14 protein-coding genes and 3 pseudogenes are annotated in these 17,682 nt (G+C 45.5%); 10 read left to right on the top strand and 7 right to left on the bottom strand.

Annotated elements, in window-relative coordinates; genetic code table 11:
* The first annotated feature begins 39 nt into the window (after nucleotides 1-39).
* The 7 genes and pseudogenes from DXE31_RS11200 (at nucleotide 40) to DXE31_RS04850 (ending at nucleotide 5,561) form a co-directional block, all read left to right on the top strand.
* Nucleotides 40-380, top strand: a pseudogene (locus tag DXE31_RS11200) (TlpA family protein disulfide reductase).
* 249 nt (nucleotides 381-629) lie between these two features.
* Nucleotides 630-1,079: a type II 3-dehydroquinate dehydratase gene (gene aroQ, locus DXE31_RS04870; protein WP_114698013.1), complete on the top strand. Its 450-nt coding sequence runs from the start codon at nucleotides 630-632 to the stop codon at nucleotides 1,077-1,079.
* 36 nt (nucleotides 1,080-1,115) lie between these two features.
* Nucleotides 1,116-1,571, top strand: coding sequence for an acetyl-CoA carboxylase biotin carboxyl carrier protein (gene accB, locus DXE31_RS04865; protein ID WP_114698012.1), 456 nt, complete (start codon nucleotides 1,116-1,118; stop codon nucleotides 1,569-1,571).
* A gap of 62 nt (nucleotides 1,572-1,633) precedes the next feature.
* On the top strand, nucleotides 1,634-2,998 hold the full coding sequence (gene accC / locus DXE31_RS04860; RefSeq protein WP_114698011.1) for an acetyl-CoA carboxylase biotin carboxylase subunit: 1,365 nt from the start codon (nucleotides 1,634-1,636) through the stop codon (nucleotides 2,996-2,998).
* 20 nt (nucleotides 2,999-3,018) lie between these two features.
* Nucleotides 3,019-3,939 (top strand): annotated as a pseudogene (gene prmA, locus DXE31_RS11195) (50S ribosomal protein L11 methyltransferase); the annotation flags it as partial.
* A complete protein-coding gene (locus tag DXE31_RS11190) occupies nucleotides 3,922-4,599 on the top strand; it encodes a DUF3426 domain-containing protein (RefSeq protein ID WP_269460627.1) in 678 nt (225 codons plus the stop codon). The pseudogene prmA and the gene DXE31_RS11190, both read left to right, overlap by 18 nt.
* 2 nt (nucleotides 4,600-4,601) lie before the next feature.
* On the top strand, nucleotides 4,602-5,561 hold the full coding sequence (locus DXE31_RS04850; protein WP_114698009.1) for a carbohydrate kinase family protein: 960 nt from the start codon (nucleotides 4,602-4,604) through the stop codon (nucleotides 5,559-5,561).
* A 229-nt stretch (nucleotides 5,562-5,790) separates the two neighbouring features.
* Here the strand turns inward: DXE31_RS04850 and DXE31_RS12830 are convergent, their stop codons facing one another.
* The 5 genes from DXE31_RS12830 to DXE31_RS04825 form a co-directional block, all read right to left on the bottom strand.
* Nucleotides 5,791-5,997: a hypothetical protein gene (locus DXE31_RS12830; protein WP_415077807.1), complete on the bottom strand. Its 207-nt coding sequence runs from the start codon at nucleotides 5,995-5,997 to the stop codon at nucleotides 5,791-5,793.
* Nucleotides 5,998-6,329: 332 nt separating this feature from the next.
* Nucleotides 6,330-7,514 carry a ribonucleotide-diphosphate reductase subunit beta gene (locus DXE31_RS04840; protein ID WP_114698008.1) on the bottom strand — a complete coding sequence of 395 codons (1,185 nt, stop codon included), beginning with the start codon at nucleotides 7,512-7,514 and terminating at the stop codon, nucleotides 6,330-6,332.
* Between the two features lie 44 nt (nucleotides 7,515-7,558).
* Nucleotides 7,559-10,543: a ribonucleoside-diphosphate reductase subunit alpha gene (locus DXE31_RS04835; RefSeq protein WP_114698007.1), complete on the bottom strand. Its 2,985-nt coding sequence runs from the start codon at nucleotides 10,541-10,543 to the stop codon at nucleotides 7,559-7,561.
* Between the two features lie 274 nt (nucleotides 10,544-10,817).
* Nucleotides 10,818-11,636, bottom strand: coding sequence for a 1,6-anhydro-N-acetylmuramyl-L-alanine amidase AmpD (ampD, locus tag DXE31_RS04830; RefSeq protein ID WP_269460585.1), 819 nt, complete (start codon nucleotides 11,634-11,636; stop codon nucleotides 10,818-10,820).
* Nucleotides 11,637-12,488, bottom strand: coding sequence for a cytochrome C assembly family protein (locus tag DXE31_RS04825; RefSeq protein ID WP_114698006.1), 852 nt, complete (start codon nucleotides 12,486-12,488; stop codon nucleotides 11,637-11,639). It abuts the gene before it with no gap.
* Between the two features lie 20 nt (nucleotides 12,489-12,508).
* On the opposite strand from DXE31_RS04825, the gene ffh reads away from it, so the two are divergent.
* Nucleotides 12,509-13,891: a signal recognition particle protein gene (gene ffh / locus DXE31_RS04820; protein ID WP_114698005.1), complete on the top strand. Its 1,383-nt coding sequence runs from the start codon at nucleotides 12,509-12,511 to the stop codon at nucleotides 13,889-13,891.
* Here ffh and DXE31_RS04815 read toward each other — a convergent pair whose 3' ends face one another.
* Nucleotides 13,892-15,634: a proline--tRNA ligase gene (locus tag DXE31_RS04815; protein WP_114698004.1), complete on the bottom strand. Its 1,743-nt coding sequence runs from the start codon at nucleotides 15,632-15,634 to the stop codon at nucleotides 13,892-13,894.
* Nucleotides 15,635-15,682: 48 nt separating this feature from the next.
* On the opposite strand from DXE31_RS04815, the gene DXE31_RS04810 reads away from it, so the two are divergent.
* Both DXE31_RS04810 and DXE31_RS12825 read left to right on the top strand, forming a co-directional pair.
* On the top strand, nucleotides 15,683-16,282 hold the full coding sequence (locus DXE31_RS04810; protein ID WP_114698003.1) for an RNA pyrophosphohydrolase: 600 nt from the start codon (nucleotides 15,683-15,685) through the stop codon (nucleotides 16,280-16,282).
* A 301-nt stretch (nucleotides 16,283-16,583) separates the two neighbouring features.
* Nucleotides 16,584-16,874, top strand: coding sequence for a CNP1-like family protein (locus DXE31_RS12825; RefSeq protein WP_114698654.1), 291 nt, complete (start codon nucleotides 16,584-16,586; stop codon nucleotides 16,872-16,874).
* Nucleotides 16,875-16,888: 14 nt separating this feature from the next.
* Here the strand turns inward: DXE31_RS12825 and proB are convergent.
* Nucleotides 16,889-17,668, bottom strand: a pseudogene (proB, locus tag DXE31_RS04795) (glutamate 5-kinase); the annotation flags it as partial.
* Nucleotides 17,669-17,682: the final 14 nt, after the last annotated feature.

Raw genomic sequence — 17,682 nt, 5'->3', positions numbered from 1 at the left:
GATGGAAAAGCAGTTGAAATTCAAAAATGGCAAGGGAAAGTGCTTGTGGTCAACTTTTGGTCATCTTGGTGCCCCCTTGCGTCGAGGAAATGCCTACATTAGATAAGCTTCAACAAGATTTTTTACAAAAAAATGTCTTATTTGTTGGCATTGGTATCGCTTCATCCTCTAATATTCGTGATTTTCTTTCAGAAACTCCAGTTTCCGATCCAATTGTGATAGGCGGATTGGAAGGTAGCAGCCTTTCCAAACAATTAGGAAGCTCCCAAGGAGCCTTACCCTATACCATCATCATCAGTGCAAAGGGAAAAGCAACCTATAGCAAATTAGGCAAGATAAGCGAAGATGAACTAAGAAGTGCTATTAAAAACGCTTTATAGAGAATTTATTAGAGTTGACTCCATCAATAAGAAATATGCTCTGCATAAAAATTAAGCAATCAAGAGGCTATTTTTCAATATCTGCATCTAAAAGCTCAGAAAATTCTAATTTTTTAGGGGACTTTTTTCACCTTTCGAGAAGTTTAAAAAGGTATACTTTGCTCATTAGCAATCAAGCATGTAGTTGTACGAAGGGCCCAAAGCCTAATCCATCAATGAACGCTTAACTGCCTCTAAAAACAGGGATCTATGTCGAAAACAGCTTCAATTCTCGTAATACAGGGCCCAAACCTCAATCTTTTAGGTACTCGCGAACCCGCTATTTATGGGAAAACTACACTAGAAGATATTCATCAAACACTGAGCGAACTGGCAAAAGCACAGTCGATTGATTTAAACAATTTTCAAAGCAATCATGAAGGTGAGTTAATCGACCGCATTCAAAAAGCTAAACAAGATGGGGTTGATTTCATCATTATTAATCCAGGTGCCTTTGCTCACACTAGTGTTGCCTTGCGGGATGTATTGGCAGGCGTAGCGATCCCATTTATTGAAGTTCACTTATCCAATATTCGCCAGCGCGAAGAATTCCGTAAGCATTCCTATTTGTCAGATATCGCAACGGGCGTGATTTGTGGCCTTGGCGCTATTGGCTATGAAGTAGCGCTACAAGCAGCCATAACTCGTTTACAAAAGTAAGTCTATTTAAAGAATCGCAAGAGAGGAAATACTCGTATGGATCTGAGAAAACTAAAAACCTTGATCGACCTAGTCTCTGAGTCTGGTATTTCAGAATTAGAAGTAAACGAGGGTGAAGATCGCGTTCGCATCGTCAACGCTGGATCACCAGCCCCCTCTGGCCAAGTGGTTTATACCAATCCAGCCCCTGCGCAACCGACTCAAGCTGCACCAGCGGCCAGCGCAACGCCTGCTACGTCAGCTCCTGCTGCTGAAGCAGGCTTTGTGGCGCGCTCACCAATGGTGGGAACTTTCTATCGCGCCCCAAATCCAGAGTCTCCAAACTTCGTCAATATCGGCGATACCGTCAAGGTGGGTCAGACCCTTTGCATTATCGAAGCGATGAAGCTGCTCAATGAGATCGAATCTGAAAACGCTGGTGTGATTAAAGAAATTCTTTGTGAAAACGGTCAAGGTGTTGAGTTTGACCAGCCACTTTTCATCATCGCTTAGTGAGTCATCTTTGATTATTTTTCGATTCACTCCAATTCACCATCATCTACCTCAGAGCCGACATGTTCGATAAGATTCTGATTGCCAATCGCGGAGAGATCGCTCTCCGTATCCAACGCGCATGCCGCGAGTTGGGAATTAAAACTGTAGTGGTCTATTCCACAGCCGATAAAGAGGCGAAGTATGTAAAGCTTGCTGATGAAGCAGTTTGCATCGGACCAGCACCGTCTCCACTCAGTTACCTCAATATGCCAGCGATTATTTCGGCGGCGGAAGTAACCGATGCCGAAGCTATTCATCCAGGCTACGGCTTCCTCTCTGAAAATGCAGACTTTGCAGAACGCGTTGAGAAGTCAGGATTCGCATTTATCGGCCCTACTGCAGCATCTATACGTCTTATGGGCGATAAGGTATCAGCCAAACGAGCCATGATTAACGCAGGTGTCCCTTGCGTATCTAGTTCGGAGGGCGCACTTCCCGATGACCCAAAAGAAATTATTGCAATTGCCAAAAAAATTGGTTACCCAGTCATTATTAAAGCTGCAGGTGGTGGTGGTGGTCGTGGTATGCGCGTCGTACATACTGAAGCGCACTTAATGAACGCTGTCAATATGACTCGCGAAGAAGCAGGTCGCGCATTCGGTAACCCAGAGGTTTATATGGAGAAGTTTTTAGAAAAACCTCGCCATGTAGAGATTCAGATTCTCGCAGATACCCACGGTAATGCAATCTGGCTAGGCGAACGAGATTGCTCTATGCAGCGTCGTCATCAAAAGGTCATCGAGGAAGCCCCTGCCCCAGGCATTGATCGTTATTTAATCGCCAAACTTGGTGAGCGTTGCGCTGAAGCCTGCCGCAAAATTGGCTACCGAGGGGCTGGTACATTCGAGTTCCTCGATGAGGATGGTGAATTCTTTTTTATTGAGATGAATACTCGTGTTCAGGTAGAGCATCCGGTTACCGAGATGATTACCGGCGTAGATATTGTTCAAGAACAAATTCGTATAGCGGCCGGCCTGAGATTAAGCTATCGCCAAAAGGATATTGTTTTCCGTGGTCATGCGATCGAGTGTCGTTTAAATGCGGAAGATCCATTTAAGTTCACTCCAAGTCCTGGTCGCATCGGCTCATTCCATATGCCAGGTGGTCCTGGTATTCGTGTTGACTCTCATGCTTACAGCGGATATGTAGTGCCTGCAAACTACGATTCCATGATTGGTAAGTTGATTTCTTACGGCAATACCCGCGAGCAAGCCATTCGTCGTATGCAAATCGCACTTTCAGAAATAGTCATTGACGGAATCACAACCAACGTACCATTGCACCGTGAATTGATGTTGGATCCTAACTTCATTGAAGGTGGAACCAGCATCCACTACTTAGAGAATCGTCTCGAAAAGCAGGCTGCAAGCCGCGACAAGCCCTAATGCTTTGATGCGAGCGACCCATGACTTATCGTGAGCTGATCTTCACGGTAGCTGCTGAAACTGCAGAGCCATTGGGCGATGTACTGTTGGAGCTGGGTGCCCTTTCGGTCACCATTGAAGATGCTGCTGCTGGTGGATACGATGAAAACCCACTTTATGGTGAGCCTGGACTTCATCCAGAAGTACAAGCTTGGGATAGATCAGCTGTCACCGCTCTATTTAACCCTGAAATTGATTTTTCTGATAGCGCAGAATTTATCCCCGAACTCCTAGTTTCGCTCAAAGAGGCTGGCTTTCATTTAGACCCTCCTCAAGAAAAAATGGTGGAAGAACAAGATTGGGTGAGGCTCACCCAAAGTCAATTTGCACCAATTCAGATTGGTGAGCGTGTTTGGGTGGTACCCTCTTGGCATGACGCACCAAACGATCCCAACGCCATTTGTCTTGCGGTTGATCCAGGGCTTGCATTTGGTGCTGGTAGCCACCCAACTACGCATTTATGCCTTCTATGGCTTGAACAACAGAGTAATTTACAAAATCAACGCCTCCTCGATTATGGTTGCGGCTCAGGTATTTTGGCAATTGCTGCTGCAAAACTGGGCTGCAATCCAGTTATCGGCACAGATATTGATCCTCAAGCAATGGTTGCTGCTCGCAGCAATTCCGAGATCAATCACACTTCGATCCGTTTTGTACTCCCCAACGAAGATGCACCAGAGTTGGCTGCCGAAACCAAATATGACATCGTTATGGCCAATATCTTAGCCAATCCACTGCAAGTTCTTGCCCCAGCCTTAGTAAACAAAATGAAAGTGGGTGGTCACATTGTTTTATCTGGCGTGCTCGCCCGCCAAGCAGAAGAAGTGATTGCTACCTATAGTCAATGGCTCAAACTCTCCGTTTGGAAAGAGAATGAAGGCTGGATATGTCTGCACGGAACCCTTGGCTCAGAAAAGCAGGTCACGGAAGCAGCTTCCTTAACCGCACCCGCTCAAAAAAAAAGTTTTAAGCTAACCCTATTAGCTACTTTATTTCTATTGCTGCTGATTTTTGGAGAGCATCTTTCTAGAAATTCTTTGCTCCCAACATTAGCGCCACGAGTGGACGGATCATCCAATTCATTTTCAGTTGGTGCATTTCAATTATTACAACGTATCGATACGAAACTTTGTCAGGCACTAGGCTGCATAGAACGCACTGTGAGTGATTTTGCAGCATGGCAAATCACTTCATCAGCCACACTCTCACCTGAAAACTCACGAGACGGGCTTAAAAGCCTCAAAAATCAATCTCTATTGCAAGTGGAGATACAAAATCGTCTTGCTATTGCTGTTTTACCGCCAACTTTAGAAATTTCCTTGACCGATGCTGAAGAGTCAGATATCAAATCGCTGCAATTTACACCTCAAGAGTGGTTACCCAGCTCTTGGCAAGAGCAGCATGCTGATTTTTTAAAAACCGGGGTTCCCTCTGGCGAAATCCTCCAAGTTGAATTACCGATTACGTTGCCTATAAGTGCCGCGGGCTATCGTGTTCGCGTTTTGTATCCCTACTCTCCTTCCTCATTTCATTATTCACCTTTTATTCTTATAAGAAAGTAACTATGGCTAGCTTGATCTGCGGTTCTATCGCTTACGACACCATTATGAACTTTGAAGGCAAATTTGCTGATCAAATACTACCAGAGCAGATTCACATTCTGAATGTTGCCTTTTTGGTACCAACAATGCGCCGAGAGTTTGGCGGTTGCGCAGGAAATATTGCTTATAACCTCAATCTTTTGGGTGGCGATACCATCATCATGGCTACTGTTGGTGGCGATGCATCACCTTATATGCGCCGCCTTGAACAACTCAAGATCGATGCGACCCATATTCGTCAAATCGAACATGCCTTCACTGCTCAAGCCATGATCACCACGGATCAGGCCAATAATCAGATAACCGCTTTTCATCCAGGCGCCATGGGTAAGTCCCATTTAAATCAGGTTTCGGAAGTTGTTGCAGAACGTAGTAAAAACGCTAAGAACCCAGCTAAATTCGGAATCGTTGCGCCCGATGGTCGCCAAGGAATGTGGGAGCACTGCCATCAGTTGGCCGATGCCAATATTCCATTTATCTTCGATCCAGGCCAAGGCTTGCCCATGTTTAATGGTCCAGAGCTTTTAGAGTTGGTTGAAATTGCCAGTTACTTAGCGGTAAATGACTATGAAGGTGAAATGCTTGCCCAAAGAACCGGCTTAAGCCTGGCAAAAGTAGCCGAACGAGTGAAAGCAATGATTGTTACCAAAGGGGCAGAAGGCGCTGATATTTACTTTGAGGGTACATGCATTGCAATTCCCCCCGTACCACCAGCAAAAGTGGTTGATCCAACAGGCTGTGGCGATGCCTTTCGCGGCGGATTATTGTTCGGACTGGAAAACGACATGGACTGGGAAACAACCGGCCGATTAGCCAGCCTGATGGGTGCAATCAAAATTACCCACCAAGGACCGCAAAACCACCAATTACGCAAAGATGAGATTGCCGAACAATTTAAAAGAGCATTTGGCTTTAGCCTCTAGGCTTATTGGTTTGTACTTAGACTCAGAGTTGGATCATTGCGGTTTTAGGAAATAAAAAAAGGGTCTCATAAGAGACCCTTTTTAGCAAAACCCGTCTAAAGCCGAAGCTCAAGGACGTGTGCCAGTTGGGAAGGGCCAAGCAGCGGCAGGATTCAACGCACTAGTCGCTGGTGCAGCTTTTTTAGCCACGGGCTTTTTTACAACAGCGTCCGCTTTCTTCGCAGCAGGCTTACTTACTTTTTTTTGCTACACGCTTTTTTGCAGCTTTTTTAGCGGCTGGCTTTTTAGCAGTAACTTTTTTAGCAGTAACTTTTTTAGCGGCTGGCTTTTTAGCGGCTGGCTTTTTAGCGGCTGGCTTTTTAGCAGTAACTTTTTTAGCAGCTGGTTTCTTTGCAGCAGGTTTCTTTGCAGCAGGTTTTTTCTTGGCAGTTGCCATAGTATTACTCCTTCACGTGAGGATTAGTATAAACTACATTAAGAAGACCCGACCACTCATTTCCGCCAGGTTTTGCAACCTATTGGGTCTGACGAGCGAGCCATTCATCGGCGCACGGCTTGATGCTAAGTGCTGCACGCTAATGAATCCTAGAAAAAAAGCCGCGGCCCCGAAGGACAACGGCTTCTGAAATGTGCTGAAAAAAATAGAGAGAATAGCCCTGGCACCCTTGAGGAAGGGTTTTCGGATTTGAGTCTGGTTTTGCTGACTACTACAACTATCCAACCGTCTAATCTCCTATTTAGCCAGTTGTGCGCCTTATTACAGTCTTACTACTCCCAACTAAGCGCACCACCGGTTTGATACTCAATAACGCGTGTCTCAAAAAAGTTTCGTTCTTTTTTCAGATCAATCATTTCTGACATCCATGGAAATGGATTCTCTTCATTTGGGAACAGCGCGTCAAGTCCTATTTGCAAACATCTGCGATTACAAATGTATCTTAGATACCCTTTGAACATCGGAGCGTTCAATCCGAGCACTCCGCGAGACATCGTATCTTCGGCATAACGGTACTCTAATTCAACCGCCTTTTCAAAGATGGATTTGATCTCATCTTTGAACGCAGCAGTCCATAACTGCGGGTTCTCCAGCTTGATTTGGTTAATCAAATCAATACCAAAATTACAGTGCATTGACTCATCGCGAAGGATGTATTGATACTGCTCAGCAGCACCCGTCATTTTGTTCTGACGACCCATCGCAAGTATTTGCGTAAAACCAACATAAAAGAACAATCCTTCCATCACGCAAGCGAAAACGATGAGCGAACAAAGCAAAGTTTGATCAGCTTCTAATGTGCCAGTCTTGAAATTGGGGTTGGTCAGCACATCAATATATGGAATTAAGAACTCATCTTTAGCGCGAATAGACTCTATCTCATGATACGCATTGAAGATTTCGGACTGATCTAAACCCAAAGATTCCACAATATATTGGTATGCGTGGGTGTGAATTGCCTCTTCGAAAGCTTGGCGCAATAGGTATTGGCGACACTCTGGAGCGGTAATGTGACGATAGGTACCCAAAACAATGTTGTTTGCAGCCAAAGAATCAGCAGTTGTAAAGAAACCAAGATTACGTTTAATAATGCGACGCTCGTCTTCCGTCAGGCCGTTTGGATCTTTCCAAAGCGCGATATCGCGGTTCATATTGATCTCTTGAGGCATCCAATGGTTTGCACAACCAGCCAAATACTTTTCCCAAGCCCACTTGTATTTAAATGGAACCAGCTGATTTACATCAGTCTTAGCATTGATCACTCGCTTATCAGCAGCATTTACACGCAAGGATGCACCACCAGATAAATTTGCAGCGGGGATTGGCTCTGGTGCAGCAGTTTGTAGCGCAATTGCTACTTGATCTAACTGTGGGCGTTGTGGCTCCACTACAACCGACTCCGGGGCAAGACCAGCTTTCGCTAGTGCTGGAGCAACTTCCTCTTCCCAGTTCAACATAACTGTCTCCTAATTATTCTCTTTATAGTCAATAAGCAACTAGCTTATTGGCATGCTTCACATTCTTCGAACACAGCATCACCGGGGCGCATTGTACAAACCGGGCCATCCGCTGCTTCAACGCCTCCAGCAGCGCTTGATGCAGCAACATCGGTGCCGTTAACGCCACCACCGCTGGAAACAGAATTCAGCTGGTCACTAGTAACGGTTGATTTCTCAACGTGGGTTGCAGCCATAGTGCGGAGATAGTAAGTTGTTTTCAAACCGCGCAACCATGCCAATTTATAAGTGTCATCCAGCTTCTTACCAGAGGCACCAGCCATATAAATATTGAGTGACTGGGCTTGATCAATCCATTTTTGTCGACGGGAAGCTGCCTCTACTAACCAGCTCGGCTCAACCTCGAAGGCTGTGGCATATAGATCACGCAAATCTTGTGGAATGCGGTCGATCTTAGACAAGGTGCCGTCAAAGTATTTCAAGTCAGCAATCATCACCTCATCCCAGAGATCGCGATCCTTCAAATCACGAACTAAATACTCGTTTACTACGGTGAATTCGCCAGAAAGGTTAGATTTCACAAATAAATTTTGGAATGTAGGCTCAATACAAGCTGAAACACCTATGATGTTTGAAATCGTTGCTGTTGGTGCAATTGCCACACAATTAGAGTTGCGCATACCGTGCTGCTTAATACGTGCACGCAAACCACTCCAATCCATCGTGGATGAGCTATCTACTTCTACATAGCCGCCACGTTCAGCCGCCAACATTGCCACTGAATCCTGTGGCAGGATGCTACGATCCCATAAAGAACCTTTATAGGTGCTGTAAACGCCGCGCTCCTCTGCCAACTCATTGGAAGCCTGATACGCGTAGTAGCAAACCGCTTCCATAGAAGAGTCAGCAAACTTTACAGCATCTTCGCTAGCGTAAGGAATGCGTTGCATATGCAAACAATCCTGGAAGCCCATGATGCCCATTCCAACTGGACGATGCTTCAAATTGGAATTACGCGCTTTAGCTACTGCGTAGTAGTTGATGTCAATCACGTTATCCAACATACGCATTGCCGTACGCACTGTTTTTTGGAGCTTCTCGTGATCCAAAATCATCTTGCCATTAGCGTCGGTAGTCATGTGAGCCGTCAAGTTCACGGAACCTAGGTTACAAACTGCAATCTCACTCTCATGTGTATTGAGAGTAATCTCAGTACAAAGATTAGATGAGTGAATTACGCCAATATGCTGCTGCGGGCTACGAATATTGCATGGATCTTTGAAAGTGATCCATGGATGACCAGTTTCAAACAGCATACCAAGCATCTTGCGCCATAGTTGCTGCGCTGGAATGCGACGGAATGACTTCAATTCGCCGCGATCTGCCTTTTGCTCATATGCAACATAGGCCTCTTCAAACGCCTTACCGTATTTGTCATGCAAATCTGGAGTATTTGATGGGGAAAATAATGTCCAATCTCCGTTTTCCATGACTCGCTTCATGAACAAGTCAGGAATCCAGTTAGAAGTGTTCATATCGTGGGTACGGCGACGATCGTCACCAGTGTTTTTACGCAACTCCAAGAATTCTTCAATGTCTAAGTGCCATGTTTCCAAATAGGCACAAACAGCGCCCTTACGCTTACCACCTTGATTCACAGCAACAGCTGTGTCGTTTACCACCTTGAGGAATGGAACAACACCCTGTGATTTGCCGTTAGTGCCCTTAATGTGACTTCCTAATGCACGCACATTAGTCCAGTCATTACCCAAGCCACCAGCAAATTTAGATAACAAAGCATTTGCTTTAAGCACTTCGTAAATACCATCTAAGTCATCATCCACAGTCGTTAAGTAGCAGCTAGAGAGCTGTGGACGTGTGGTTGCTGAGTTAAATAAGGTTGGAGTACTGGACATGAAATCAAAAGTGGAGAGGATTTCATAAAACTCGATTGCACGACGCTCACGATCCAACTCATTTAGTGCCAAGCCCATTGCTACGCGCATAAAGAAAGCTTGTGGCATTTCAATGCGACGTTCTTCAATATGCAAGAAATAACGGTCATATAAAGTCTGCAAGCCGAGGTAGTTAAATTGTAGATCACGGCTAGCGTTCAAAGCGCCGGCCAAGCGCGGCAAATCGAATTCACGCATACGTGGATCTAGCAATTCTGCAGAAATACCTTCGTTGATGTACTTAGCAAAATAGGTGCTGTACTCAGCTTGCATATCACCCTGCAACACTTCTTTACCAAGAATTTCTTTACGAATTACATGCATCAAAATACGTGCTGTCACTTGACTGTATGCGGGATCTTGTTCAATCAAGGTACGGGAAGCCAAGATGGCAGCGTCGTAGACTTGCGCCATTGGTACGCCATCGTACAAATTCTTAATCATCTCCGTGATGATTGGAGTGGTGTCGATGCGGGTGCCTAAACCTTCGCAAGCAGCTTCAATGACTGTACGCAAAGCGGCCATATCAAGCCATTTTTCAACACCGTTATCGGTTACCTTGATGTCAGTCTCACCAGCTTGGTTGGCTGCTTGAGACTCTTGTGAAACTTCTTGCTGAACAGCACGTTCTTGATTGCGCTTCTCACGATAAAGAACATAGGCGCGGGCAACGTTATGCTCACCGCTCCGCATCAAGGCCAACTCAACTTGGTCCTGGATATCCTCAATGTGAAAAGTTCCGCCGTTTGGTCGGCTACGGAGTAATGCTCGCACAACTGAGTGCGTTAACTGCTCAACTTGCTCACGAACACGTACAGATGCGGCACCCTGCCCACCATTGACGGCCAAAAATGCTTTAGTTACTGCGATCGCAATTTTAGATGGCTCAAAAGCAACAACTGATCCATTGCGGCGAATGATTTTGTAATCAGACAATTGAGTTGCCTGAGTACCCCCAACGCCACCAGCCACAAAGCCGGCAGAAGGGGTCTGACTTACAGCACCAACAGAGCTCATTCCAGGATTATTTGTTCCAGCTGGTTGGCCGGCTGTCTGTGGGTTGGCGTATGTCATGTTGCTCCTGCGTTCATATATAGTGATTCGGACAAAATATCGTTAAAAAACAATAAGGTATTGCTAGATTCAAAACACTACATCTAGTGTTTTGAAGTGCATTAGGCACTAAGTATATGGAAATATTTGATATTTGGTAAGCTTTTTCTAACAAATACTTATTAGTATTTTTACTAATTTTTCGACTAACTCTGGGGTCATTTTGGTGCGGAGTTTTTTTGCCCTTTTTATATAAAGGCTAAAAAAGTAAGCGTACGCTTACATACAATAAAACTTATCGAGGCTCTAGGCCAAAAGGCATTTTTTCTGTCGAAATTTGCGTATCTTTTCGGAACTTTTCCCAATCAAAATAAATTCCGGGATCAGTTTTGCGATCGGGTGCAATATCGCTATGCCCTGCGAATTGCAGATGAGGATAGTCGCTCTCTAATTTTTGAATAAGTTGTACTAACGCTTGGTATTGAACATCCTCAAATGGCGCATCACCATCACCTTCTAACTCAATTCCAATAGAAAAGTCATTGCACATTTCTCTACCAAGAAATGATGAAACACCCGCATGCCAGGCCTTGTTATGGGTTGACACAAACTGGAACAACTCACCAGATCGATTTATCAGAAAATGACTTGATACCTTTTGATCGGCAATCTCCGCAAAGTACGGATGTGCATTTGGGTCCAGCTTATTGTGAAAAAGATCTACTATGCAATGACTAAAGTTGCGATTACGGAACTCGCTTGGTGGAAGACTGATGTGATGAATAACAACCAAATCAGGCTGGGTGTTTTCTGGTCTGAGGTCTTGATTTGGAGATACACGCCAAAAAGCATTGCCAATCCACCCCTCAGAATCCAAGGTATCGCGATGTTTTTTTGAACAATAAAAACGCCTTTCATGACTAAGTGCATTTGATTGAGGCAAATACACTTTACAGGCTTGACATTGCACCATTGCTTCCGGCTCGCCAACCCGCTTGGCCTTATTATCATTCGATACTTTCGATTCCTCTGACCTGAGTTTGGCCTGCTTTTGCTTCTTCACCCAGAAGTAAACACAACCTATACCGAGGAATAGTAAAAACCACTTCAGCAATTATGAAGATCTCTGAAGAATCACTTCAACGACAAAACGACTACCGACATAAGCCAACAATAAGGCGGTATAAGCACTTAGGACCCAGCGAATTGCGGCTCTACCACGTAAACCTACCTGCCAACGAGCCAAAAGCAATCCTGCAAACAAAAACCACGAGATCACAGCAAAAATAGTTTTGTGATCAAACACGAGAGGCTTCCCAAACAACGTTTGGGAAAAAAGTAAACCCGAGAAGACTGTCAAACTAAGCAATGCAAAGCCAACGTATAACAAGTTAAACAGGATACGTTCCATTGTCATCAAAGGCGGAAGCTCTTCCAGCCAATGCACAAAACGGCTGTTGGGAATAATAGCCAGCTGTCGGTGTAAAGCGCGATCTTGAACACTCATCAACATGGCATGCATGGCCGCCAAACTCAGCAATCCAACCGCCACTGTTGCTACAAAAAAGTGCCCCTTAAACCAAGGATCTGCAACGGCTTTAGGAGAAATTAAAACTCCTGGAAAAAGACTAGGAAGAAATGCGCAAACCATTGCGAACATCACAGCCATCCAGCGCAAACTGGAGATTGGCAAAAACCATGACTGAAACCAATAAAATGCCAACCCAACCCAGGCTATTAGGGATAAATCTTGAGCAAAATCAAAAACAAAACCCTCTGAAGTGAAAACAGAATCATGAAGTTGCATCCCCTGGATCACCAGGATGACAAAAATCGCCGCCTGTACCAGAGAAGACGACAGGCCAGACTCCACGCCAGCCTTGGTTTTTATGCTTAAGACTAGCAAAAGAACTAAATAAAGTACGGAAGGAAGCCATCCGTAACTGAGGTAACCTAAAATATCCATCTGGAAATTTTAATCGATAAATGCTAAAAAACCTCACCGACCGCCTATCTCGCGTTGTGAAAACGATGCGTGGCCAAGCCCGCCTTACTGAGGCGAACACCGCAGAAATGCTGCGAGAAATCCGTCTGGCCTTGTTGGAGGCTGACGTAGCGCTTCCAGTGGTGAAGTCTTTACTCAAGCAAATTAAATTTAAAGCCCTTGGTGAGGAAGTGGTTGGAAGTCTGAGCCCTGGCCAAGCGCTGGTAGGTGTAGTCCAAGGGGAACTCGCTCAAGTAATGCGCGGTGATACCAATCAAAGTGGCGAGCTCAATTTAGCCACGCAGCCCCCAGCAGTAATCTTGATGGCTGGTTTACAGGGTGCTGGTAAAACCACATCTGTTGGTAAGCTGGCCAAATGGCTTCAAGAAAAGAAGAAAAAGAAGGTACTAACAGTTTCTTGTGACGTCTATCGTCCTGCAGCTATTGAGCAATTAGAAACGGTTACCAAGCAGGTTGCTGCTGAATTTTTCCCAAGCAATGTTCATCAAAAGCCCAATGACATTGCACTTGCGGCTTTAGATTGGGCAAAACGCCATTATTTTGATGTTGTCTTAGTCGATACGGCAGGTCGCCTTGGTATCGATGAAGCGCTGATGCAAGAAATTAAAACCTTGCATGCTAGCCTAAACCCAATCGAGACCTTATTTGTTGTCGACGCCATGCTGGGTCAAGATGCCGTCAACACAGCGAAGGCTTTCCATGAGGCTCTACCACTCACAGGCGTCATTCTGACCAAACTTGATGGAGACTCTCGTGGCGGTGCTGCGCTTTCTGTTCGTCAAGTGACTGGTGTGCCACTCAAATTTATCGGCGTTGCCGAAAAAATGGATGGTCTTGAAGCCTTTGATGCTGAACGCATGGCCAATCGTATCTTGGGTATGGGCGATATTCTGGCTTTGATTGAACAAGCCCAACAACACGTTGACGTCGCTAAAGCAGAAAAGTTAGCGACGAAGATTTCTAAGGGCGGGTTTGATCTGGAGGACTTTCGCGATCAGCTCATGCAGATGCAAAAGATGGGTGGCATGGCCAGCTTAATGGATAGGCTACCAAGCCAAATGGGGCAAGCAGCCTCTAAAACCAATCTCAGCAATGCCGATCAACAGACCATCCGAATGCGCGGCATTATTGACAGCATGACACCTCAGGAACGAAGAAAGCCTGAATTGTTAAAGGCCAGTCGCAAACGTCGTATTGCTGCAGGTTCAGGCGTAGAAGTGCAAGAAGTCAATCGTCTGCTAGCTCAATTTGAGCAAATGCAAACGATGATGAAGCAATTTAAGGGCGGCAAAATGGCTCGCACCATGGCAAGTATGGCTGCAAAAGGAGCCGCTAAAGGTCTAGGCGGCCTCTTGAAAAAATAATTAGCCCACCAAGTTCTTTGCTGCTTGAATCGCAGAAATCACTTTCTCTTTGATTTGCGCCAACGGAATATTTTGAGCGTCAGCATCAGTGCGACCCTTAAATTCGACTTGAGAATCTGCCAAACCACGATCGCCAATCACCACCCGGAATGGTGCTCCGACTAATTCCCAATCAGCAAACATCGCTCCTGGACGTTCATTACGATCATCTAAAATGACGTCAATACCCGCATTCAATAACTCTTCATGCAATTGATCGCATGCAGCTCTGACAGCCTCTGACTTGTCATAACCCATTGGGCAAATCACGACCTCAAAAGGCGCCATGGAAATTGGCCAAATAATGCCTTTCTCATCATGCCCTTGCTCAATTGCTGCGCCAAGTAAACGCGTCACGCCAACACCGTAACAGCCCATTACCATTAGCTGGGCTTTCCCCTGTTGATCCAAATAAGTGCAACACATTGCCTCTGAGTAGCGTGTTCCTAATTGGAACACGTGACCCACTTCTATTCCACGACAAATATCCACAACACCTTTTCCGTCAGGCGAAGGGTCACCAATCACTGCATTTCGGATATCCATTACCAATGGCTCAGGCAAATCTCGACCCCAATTCACCCCAGTCAAATGATGATCTGCATCATTTGCACCGCAAACAAAATCAGCCATATTGGCTACGGTACGATCAGCAACAACAGTTACATCAGCACTTATACCAACTGGTCCCAAATAACCAGCTATTGCATTACAAGCTTGCTTGATTTCTGCTTCGGTAGCAAAACGGGACTCCGCCATTCCAGGAATCTTACCTGCTTTCACTTCATTAAGCTCATGATCTCCGCGAACCAATAACATAAAGAGTTTTGCTGGCCCATTTTCTTGATCAACTGCAAACAATAGCGATTTCACCGTTGATTGAAGAGGAATATTCAAGAACTGAGCAACATCTGCACAGTTTGTTTTCTCTGGTGTTGGCACCTTGGTCATTGCACAAGAGGCTGTGGCACGAGATGCATTCAGTGCTAAAGATTCAGCGGCCTCTAAATTGGCGGCATAATCAGAATTGGGGCAATACACAATTGCATCTTCTCCAGTATCTGCAATCACATGAAACTCTTGGCTACCAGAGCCGCCAATAGCGCCATTATCTGCAGTCACGGCACGAAACTTTAACCCCATACGCTTGAAGATCCGTGTATAGGCATCAAGCATAATTTGATAAGACTTCTTAAGTCCCTCGGCATCACGATCAAATGAGTACGCATCTTTCATACTAAATTCACGACCACGCATGATGCCAAAACGAGGGCGACGCTCGTCACGGAACTTCGTCTGAATTTGATAAAAATTGACGGGCAACTGTTTGTAGCTCTTAAGTTCATTGCGCACTAAATCAGTAATGACTTCTTCAGAAGTCGGCTGAATTAAAAAATCGCGATCATGACGATCCTTGATGCGAAGTAACTCTGGACCCATCTTTTCCCAACGCCCAGTCTCTTGCCACAATTCAGCAGGCTGAATCATCGGCATCAATAACTCAATCGCGCCAGCACGGTTCATCTCTTCGCGAATAATGTTTTCCACCTTACGGATGACCTTTAAACCGAGAGGTAGGTAGTTGTAGACGCCCGCACTAAGTTTGCGAATGAGTCCTGCACGCACCATCAGTTTGTGCGAAACCACCTCAGCATCGGAGGGAGTTTCTTTTAGCGTAGCGAGAAATGATTGTGAGGCTTTCATGTATGGATATAATCAAATCGTTGATTTTAAAGGATTTGAGGCACGATCATGCTTGACCGTGAGGGGTATCGCCCGAATGTCGGCATTGTCCTCCTTAACAGCCGTAACGAGATTTTCTGGGGAAAACGCGTTGGGCAGCATTCGTGGCAGTTCCCACAGGGTGGGATTCAGCATGGTGAGAGCCCTGAACAGGCTATGTACCGCGAATTGCAAGAGGAGGTTGGCTTACTGCCGGAGCATGTCCAAATTATTGGACGCACTAGGGATTGGCTTCGCTACGATGTCCCTGAGGAATACTTGCGCCGCCAAAACTCTACTCGTGTACATCGGGCAGCTTATCGTGGACAAAAGCAAATATGGTTTCTGCTTCGTCTGGCTGGGTTAGACAGCGATATCCAATTACGCGCTTCAGAACATCCCGAATTTGATGCTTGGCGTTGGGTCCCATTTTGGATTCCATTAGATTCAGTAATTGGCTTCAAGCGTGAAGTTTATCAATTGGCGCTATCAGAGTTAGCGCGCTATCTTGCTCGAGGCATCAGGAGGCAACAACTTGCCTGGGGAACACCTCTTAATCTCATTCAATCTTTTTACGGCAACTCTCAAGAGCGCTCTAAAGAAGAAAACCCAAAAGTCAAATCTCAATGACTAATTCATTCCAGCGGACTTACTCCTACATTGGCGCCGCCATCATGGGCGCAGGATTAGCTGTATGCACAGGCGATCTCCTGCAAAGCGGACTAGATCCTTTTACGCCAATGATATTCAAGGAGGGCACAACCACTATGCCCCTCAACCCACCCAACCAAGCTACCTTAGTGCCTTTTTATATTTCCCAGCATACTATTTTCAAATTTGCGGTAGATACAGTCTCTCTATTGCGGTAGAGACGGACTCTATACAGATCGGCGCAGATGGCGTTACGCGCGCTATATTGTGGTGATGACAAATCCAAGCGGAAGCGCGCACGCAAGCGCAATATGAAGGTATTCGCTGTGATTCATTTCAATGGCGCCTTGATGGCATCTTTGACAATAGTCCTTGGAGGGAGAATCCATTATCCAGCTGGAAAACAATACAAAGCAATATCCCCAATCGCTATCAAGCCGCTCTAGCGCAGGGTGCTTTTTGCAATTTCAATTTACAAGAAAAAAATATCAAAACAATTCTGCAATCACGCAACCCAAATGGATTTACTGGCGGCACTAAGCCAAGCCATTCATATAGCATCATTCACTAACTACCCTCAATAGAGGTGGGGGCTAGGAAAGTCCCAATCCGCTCCCCGGCAATTAAGCGAGTAAGGACATTCGGTTCGCGTCCAGAGGCAATTACAGTGGCTGCACCCGTTTTCACTGCAATCTTGGCAGCCAAAACTTTCGTTAACATACCTCCCTTACTCAATTCACTCGCAGCTCCGCCTGCCATTTTTTCCAAAGCAGGGTCACCTGCTATTGCATCAATCAGCAATGTGGCATTTGGGTTTTGACGAGGATCGGAGGTAAAAAGGCCACCTTGATCTGTCAATATCGCTAATAAATCCGCATGAATCAAATTCGTTACTAAGGCAGCCAGGCTATCGTTATCGCCAAACTTAATCTCATCCGTTACAACCGTATCATTCTCATTAATAATCGGAACAACACCCATCTTCAGCAAGGTGTCCAGAGTCGCTCTTGCATTAGCATTGCGCTCTGCATCAGCTAAGTCGGTATTGGTTAATAAAATCTGGGCACTGCGTAAATTAAAACGCGCAAAACAACTCTCGTAAACTTGAACCAAGCCCATTTGCCCAACTGCAGCTGCTGCTTGCAGTTGATGAATCTCTTGAGGGCGCTTGGTCCAACCTAAGCGTTTCATACCTTCGGCAATAGCGCCCGAGCTCACCATCAATACCTCATGACCAGCCTTTAATAGGCCTGCCATTTGTTCGGCCCACAGCGCGATTGCAGCATAGTCTAAGCCCTCACCATTATTCGTGACGAGGCTCGAACCTACTTTGACAACAATCCGTTGGGGGGTTTTAACACTCATAGCAATAAATAAAT

It is taken from the genome of Polynucleobacter necessarius, from assembly GCF_900095185.1.
In the GTDB taxonomy this organism is placed as follows: domain Bacteria; phylum Pseudomonadota; class Gammaproteobacteria; order Burkholderiales; family Burkholderiaceae; genus Polynucleobacter.
This window is presented reverse-complemented; position numbering and strand designations above follow the sequence as displayed.

Excerpts from the sequence above, each read along its gene's own strand:
- aroQ (WP_114698013.1), top strand. The coding sequence starts at position 630 with ATGTCGAAAACAGCTTCAATTCTCGTAATACAGGGCCCAAACCTCAAT.
- accB (WP_114698012.1), top strand. The coding sequence starts at position 1,116 with ATGGATCTGAGAAAACTAAAAACCTTGATCGACCTAGTCTCTGAGTCT.
- accC (WP_114698011.1), top strand. The coding sequence starts at position 1,634 with ATGTTCGATAAGATTCTGATTGCCAATCGCGGAGAGATCGCTCTCCGT.
- DXE31_RS04850 (WP_114698009.1), top strand. The coding sequence starts at position 4,602 with ATGGCTAGCTTGATCTGCGGTTCTATCGCTTACGACACCATTATGAAC.
- DXE31_RS12830 (WP_415077807.1), bottom strand. The coding sequence starts at position 5,997 with ATGGCAACTGCCAAGAAAAAACCTGCTGCAAAGAAACCTGCTGCAAAG.
- DXE31_RS04840 (WP_114698008.1), bottom strand. The coding sequence starts at position 7,514 with ATGTTGAACTGGGAAGAGGAAGTTGCTCCAGCACTAGCGAAAGCTGGT.
- DXE31_RS04835 (WP_114698007.1), bottom strand. The coding sequence starts at position 10,543 with ATGACATACGCCAACCCACAGACAGCCGGCCAACCAGCTGGAACAAAT.
- DXE31_RS04825 (WP_114698006.1), bottom strand. The coding sequence starts at position 12,488 with ATGGATATTTTAGGTTACCTCAGTTACGGATGGCTTCCTTCCGTACTT.
- ffh (WP_114698005.1), top strand. The coding sequence starts at position 12,509 with ATGCTAAAAAACCTCACCGACCGCCTATCTCGCGTTGTGAAAACGATG.
- DXE31_RS04815 (WP_114698004.1), bottom strand. The coding sequence starts at position 15,634 with ATGAAAGCCTCACAATCATTTCTCGCTACGCTAAAAGAAACTCCCTCC.
- DXE31_RS04810 (WP_114698003.1), top strand. The coding sequence starts at position 15,683 with ATGCTTGACCGTGAGGGGTATCGCCCGAATGTCGGCATTGTCCTCCTT.